This is a genomic window from Cellulomonas sp. A375-1, assembly GCF_001040865.1.
Classification (GTDB): domain Bacteria; phylum Actinomycetota; class Actinomycetes; order Actinomycetales; family Cellulomonadaceae; genus Cellulomonas; species Cellulomonas gelida.
In genome coordinates this window covers 1,345-2,918 of the sequence record NZ_LFKW01000150.1, presented here as the reverse complement: position 1 = coordinate 2,918, position 1,574 = coordinate 1,345, and the positions used below count along the sequence as shown (strand labels likewise).

1 protein-coding gene is annotated in these 1,574 nt (G+C 75.8%); it reads left to right on the top strand.

The window, feature by feature from the left end; genetic code table 11:
• The coding region (locus CWIS_RS15985) for an ABC transporter permease (RefSeq protein WP_048344340.1) at positions 1-1,533 on the top strand (1,533 nt) is incomplete at its 5' end.
• Positions 1,534-1,574 lie beyond the last annotated feature (41 nt).

The following is a 1,574-nucleotide window of genomic DNA, read 5'->3' as shown; positions in this document are numbered from 1 at the left end:
GGGGTCGACCACCTGCCGGTCGTGGCGCCGGTCGCGCTCCGCCAGGTGCAGACGGCCATCGCCTCCGGTGCCGACGCGTCGACGTCGGGCGTCACGACGACGATGCTCGCCCTCGACACGCACCATGCCGGCGATCTCCTGCGCGGCCGACTCGACGGCGGCTGGTCCGCCGCCACCGCGGGCATGGCGCCCGCGCGTCCCGTGCAGGGCGTCCCGATCCCGGCGGGCACGAGCGAGCTGCGCCTCACGCTCAGCGCCCGCGTGCGCGCACCTCTGACCGGCGACGACGCCGCGCGGACGTGGGCCTCGCTCGTCGTGCAGGATGCCCGCGGCGCACGCGCGACCCTGGACCTGCCCGCCGTGACGACCGCGGTCGGCTCCGGGCCCGACGCGCCGGCCGAGCTCGCCCTCGCACTGCCCGAGGACCTCGGGGCGACGCAGCTCATCGGCGTCGGCCTGCGCCTCTCGCTCCCGCCGGATGTCTGGTCGACCTTCGACCCCGAGCTCTGGAACCTGCCGTACGACGCGGTCCTCACCGACGTGCGCGCGGTCGACACCGACGGCGACGAGACGCTGCTCGACCTCAGCCGCGGCGCCTGGCACACGACTGGCGCACCGCAGCCGTTCCAGCAGGGCATCCGGCTGGGCGCGACGTGGGTCGACGGTGACGGGCTGCACGTCACCGCGACGCCGGACCTCGGCCACGTGGGCGACGGGACCGCGGCGCTCTACACCACGACCTTCGACCGTGAGCCGATCGTGCACGCGGTCGTCACCCCTGCGCTGCTCAGCAAGCTGAGCGCGACCGAGGACGACGTGCTCGTCGTCGACGTCGACGGTGTCGCCGTGCAGCTCCGTATCGACCGGCAGGTGCCGTACCTGCCCGGGATCCCGCGGGGTGACGCGATGCTGGTCGACCGCGACGCGCTCCTGCGCGCGGTCCTCGTCGCCGGCGGGCGCAGCACGTTGACGGACGAGTGGTGGGCTCGCGTCTCCGACGGCGACGCGCCCGGCGCCGCGGCCGCGATCACCAAGACGGGCGCGGGCACGACGACGACGCGCGTCGAGGTCCGCGCGGAGGCCACCGACGGGCCGTTGCACGTCGCCGTGCCCGCGGCGCTGTGGATCGTGACGCTCGCCGCGGTCGCGCTCGCGGTCGCCGGCATCGCGCTCAGCGCGACGGTCGCGGTCCGCACGCGCCGCCTCGAGCTCGCGCGGCTGCAGGCGCTCGGCGCGTCGCAGGGCTCGCTGGTGCGCGCGATCGTCGGCGAGTACGTGCTGCTCGGCGCCATCGGGACGATCGCCGGGGTCGCGGTCGGGGCCCTGCTGGCCTGGTTCGTCGGGCCGCTCGTCACGGTGTCGGCGCGCGGCCTGGCACCGGTGCCGAGCGTGGTCGTGCAGTGGCCCTGGCCTGTGCTCGGAGCGGTCGTCGGGACCCTCACGATCGGCGCGCTGCTGGCGGTCGTCGTCACGACTCGTGCGCTGCTGCGGCGCGCTTCCGGTGCGCTCCTGCGACTGGGGGACGAAGGATGAGCCTGACGACGAGGGTGCGCACGGTCGTCGGCGCCGGACCG